The organism is Oribacterium sp. (assembly GCF_057249185.1).
Genome location: NZ_DBHIGR010000170.1, coordinates 1 through 4,686 on the forward strand (window position 1 = coordinate 1; position 4,686 = coordinate 4,686).

The window sequence follows — 4,686 nt, forward strand, 5'->3', positions numbered from 1 at the left end:
TTGGTATCCACGGTAAAAATCAAAGAATTCAGCTTACTGAATACCCATCTGTCCATAGGCGTAAGACTCTTCTTGTCCAGGGTATATTTCGTAGGATCGAAGTTATCAATGTTGGCATAAAGCACAAAGAAAGCATAGGTATTCCATAGTGTAGACAGGAACTTTCTCTGTCCCTCCACTACCGCCTGATCATGGAAACGGTTGGGTAACCATGGTGCAGAGTTGGTATAGAAGAACCAACGAATCGCATCCGCTCCGTGCTTTTCCAAGGCCTCCATGGGGTCTACGGAATTGCCCTTGGACTTGGACATCTTCTGTCCGTTTTCGTCCTGTACATGGCCGAGCACCAAGACATTTTCAAAGGGAGCCTTATGGAACAAAATGGTGGACTCCGCCAACAAGGAATAGAACCATCCTCTGGTCTGGTCTACCGCCTCACAGATAAACTGTGCCGGGAACTGAGCCTCGAAAAGCTCCTTGTTCTCGAAGGGATAATGATGCTGGGCATAGGGCATGGCACCGCTGTCAAACCAACAGTCAATAACCTCCGGAACTCTGCTCATTTCTCCGCCACACTTCGGACACTTACACTTCAAGTAGTCCACATAGGGCTTATGAAGCTCAATGTGCTCATAGCCTACATAGTCGGAGGAATAGCCTTTATCTCCCTCAGCCTTTAATTTTGCCAAGACCTCCTGATAATTATCGGCTCTTTCCGATAATTCTTTAATGGAACCGATAGCTTCCTGTTCTCCACAGTCCTTACACTCCCAAATATTTAAAGGAGTTCCCCAATAGCGATCACGGGAAAGGCTCCAGTCCTGTACATTTTCAATCCAGTCTCCGAAGCGTCCCTTACCGATAGACTCGGGAATCCAGTTTACGGTGTTGTTGTTCGCAACCAGCTCATCCCGAACCGCGGTCATCTTGATAAACCAGCTTTCTCTTGCATAGTAAATCAAGGGCGTTCCGCAACGCCAGCAATGGGGATAACTATGTTCAAATTTCGGTGCGTCAAAAAGAAGTCCCCGCTTCTCCAGGTCCTTCAATACCTCCGGATCCGCACTGATGGCGCCTTCCGCCACTTCCTTCTCCGTAGGCTTACAACGCATACCGAAGAAAGGTGTCTCCGCGGTAAGCTTTCCTTCGCTATCCACAAACTTTACAAGGGCTAAATCATTTTCCCTACCGATTCTTCCGTCATCTTCACCGAAGGCGGGGGCAATATGTACGATACCGGTACCGTCATCCGCGCTGACATAATAGTCGGAAACCACGATATGGGCCTTCTTATGCTGTCTCTCCGCTTCCTTTTCAGCACCGTCATAAAGAGGCTCATAGGAAAGTCCCACCAAGTCCTTACCCTTACAGGTTTCCAGGATAGAATAGGCTTCTTCTCCCTCCTTTGCCAAACCGGACAATACCGCATCCAGTCTTGCTACAGCCAGAATATAAAGATTACCGTCCGCAGCCTTTACCTTGGCATATTCCAAATCAGGATGTACGCAAAGCGCCACATTGGAAGGAAGAGTCCAGGGGGTTGTGGTCCAAGCCAGGAAATAGCCCTCTTCTCCCTTGATTTTAAAGCGAACAACCGCAGAGCGCTCCTTCACTTCCTTATAGCCCTGCGCTACCTCGTGGGAGGAAAGGGGGGTTCCGCAACGGGGACAATAGGGTACAACTTTAAAGCCCTTGTACAAGAGCTTCTTCTTCCAAATTTCCTTTAATGCCCACCACTCGGACTCGATAAAATCATCATGATAGGTAACATAAGGATTATCCATATCCGCCCAGAAGCCAACCTTGTAGGAGAAATCCTCCCACATTCCCTTGTACTTCCAGACATTCTTCTTACATAAATCAATAAAGGGCGCTACCCCGTAGGATTCAATCTGCTCTTTTCCGTTGATGCCGATTTCTTTCTCAATTTCCAGCTCCACAGGAAGGCCATGAGTATCCCATCCTGCCTTTCTGGGTACCATCTTCCCCTTCATGGCATGAAATCTTGGAATCATATCCTTAAAGGCTCTGGTTTCCACATGACCAATATGCGGTTTTCCGTTGGCCGTAGGAGGACCGTCATAGAAAACATAGGAGGCATTCTCCTGCTGCTCCAGGATGGACTTCTCGAAGATTTGTTCTTTTTTCCAGAACTCTTCGACCTCTCTCTCCCTTTCCACGAATTGCATATTGCTATCTACTTTTTTAAACATGTAGTTCTCCTTCTTATTCCTTTAGTCGCCTTATTATAATGATTGGGGAAAAATAAAGCAAGAAATTGTCCCTATTCTCCTCTGCTGTACTGAGCCAGCAATCCCTTCTTCATCTCATACAATTTATCGGATAAATCCACGTGTACGGCATGGGGATTGGTTAAACGTCTGCACTCCTCCCAAAGGCTTTCCTGTTCCCTCTTGCAGTGGGCTTTGATTTCCTCTACAGAAGGGCAATTATACACCAACTTTCCGCCTAAGAAAATAGGTACAAGGAGCGGTCTCATCTCATAGCTTCCGCCCTTTAAGGTACTTTTCTTCCAGGTATCAATGGGATCGAATAAGACCAAATCCTCTTTTTCGGAAAAGGTCTCATCCTCCAGGGCAATATAATCTGCAAATACCTTTCCGCTGTCTTTTTCGATAATACGATAAATCTGCTTATTTCCCGGATTGGTAATCTTTTCGGAGTTCTCCGACAATTTAATCTTAGGAACCCATTTTCCGTCATCCGAATATGTCGCCGCAAGCTTATATACTCCGCCAAAGCTGGGCTGGCTTTCCGAGGTAATCAGGTTGGTTCCCACACCCCAGCTGGTGATGCAGGCTCCCTGAGCCTTTAAGGATTCAATCAAATTCTCGTCCAAGTCGTTGGAGGCGGAAATAATCGCCTCAGGATAGCCCGCCTCATCCAACATTTTCCTAGCCTTCTTGGAAAGGTAAGCCAGGTCTCCGGAATCTAACCGAATGCCGAAGCGCTTCAGGGTAATCCCTTCTTCCTTCATGGCATCATAGCAAAGAATGGCATTCTTTACACCGCTCTTTAAGGTGTCATAGGTGTCTACCAGCAAGATACAATTGTTGGGATAGAGTCTTGCGTAAGCCTTAAATGCCTCCAATTCTGTCGGGAAGGACATAATCCAGGAGTGAGCATGGGTTCCCAAGACAGGCATGTGAAATTTCTGTCCCGCATAAACATTGGAAGTACCGATGCATCCTGCGATTACCGCGGCTCTGGCACCATAAATTCCCGCATCCGGTCCCTGGGCTCTTCGTAAGCCGAACTCCATTACCCCGTCTCCCTGGGCAGCATGCACCACTCTGTAGGCCTTTGTGGCAATGAGAGACTGGTGATTCACCAGATTTAAAATGGCGGTTTCCACCAGCTGAGCCTCTATTACCGGAGCAATTACCTTAATTAGGGGTTCCTTGGGAAAAACCACGGTTCCCTCCGGAATGGCATAAATATCACCGGTAAAATGAAATCCTCGAAGATACTCTATAAAATCCTCATCAAAGGTCCCAAGACTACGAAGATAGTCAATATCTTCTTCACTGAAATGCAGATTGCGGATATATTCAACCACCTGCTCCAAACCGCAGCAGATGGCAAAACCGTTTCCACAGGGATTCTTTCGATAAAACATATCGAAAATCACTTTCTCCTTGTGCTTTCCGCTCTTTAAATAGCCCTGCATCATGGTTAGCTCATAAAAGTCCGTCAGTAACGTAAAGTTTCTTTCCATCTTCTTTCTCCTAACGATAGTCGACCTTGGGATACTGTTTTCTGATATAGAAATACATAATCCACAGGGAAAAGGCAGTAATCATCCAGCTTACCGGATAACTTACGTATAAGGGGCGTAAGCCATGGAAGAATTCCATAGGAAAGAGTACCATGACATAAAACACACGACTTAAGCAAATTCCCACCAAGCTGATAAACATAGGTTGAAGGCTGCAACCAAAGCCGCGAAGCGCTCCCACCAGAGTATCCATCATGCCAAAAATCATATAGGGATAAATAATAATCTCCAAACGTTCCTTGGCGTATTGCAAAACCTCCGCATCCTTCGTGAATATTCCCGCCAGATTTCTTCCAAAGAAGAAAACAATCATGCAGGTCAGAAGAGCAATGCTGAAAATCAGGGTTAAGCTGCTTTTCAAAATACCGTTTAATCTACTGTATTTCTTCGCCCCAAGGTTTTGACTGACAAATGACATCTGCCCCTGGGATACGGAGTTCATGGAAATGTAAACAAAGCCTTCCAAATTGGCGGAAATAGTTGCCGCCGCCATGGCCTGAGAGCCGAAGGTATTGATGGCGGATTGTATCAGTACATTGGAAATGGAGAATAAAGTTCCCTGTATTCCCGCTGGAAGCCCTATTGAGACAATCTTTTTTAATTTGTCCCTATGAATACGAAAACGAAGAGGATGAAGATGCAAAGCATCCTTTTCTCTTGCCAGTAAAACCGCTAAAACAACGGCAGAAAAAAGTTGAGAAATACTGGTGGCAATAGCTACTCCGGCAACCCCCATCTTCCACTGAATCACGAAGTTTAAATTGAGAGCCAGATTCAAAAGACCTGCCAGAATCTGCACATAGAGAGGACGCCTCGTGTCTCCCACTGCCCGAAATACCGCAGCCAAAAAATCATATAGCACCATAAAGGGAATGCCTAAGGAAAAA

Annotated in this window: 3 protein-coding genes; all 3 read right to left on the minus strand. The window is 46.1% G+C overall.

All coding sequences use genetic code 11. The annotated features are described in order from the left end of the window. The coding region (ileS, locus tag ACO4PX_RS08715; protein WP_485572305.1) for an isoleucine--tRNA ligase at positions 1-2,213 on the minus strand (2,213 nt) is incomplete at its 3' end. Positions 2,214-2,284: 71 nt separating this feature from the next. Beyond that, positions 2,285-3,739: a nicotinate phosphoribosyltransferase gene (locus ACO4PX_RS08720; protein WP_485572306.1), complete on the minus strand. Its 1,455-nt coding sequence runs from the start codon at positions 3,737-3,739 to the stop codon at positions 2,285-2,287. A 10-nt stretch (positions 3,740-3,749) separates the two neighbouring features. Then, the coding region (locus ACO4PX_RS08725; RefSeq protein ID WP_485572307.1) for an MATE family efflux transporter at positions 3,750-4,686 on the minus strand (937 nt) is incomplete at its 5' end.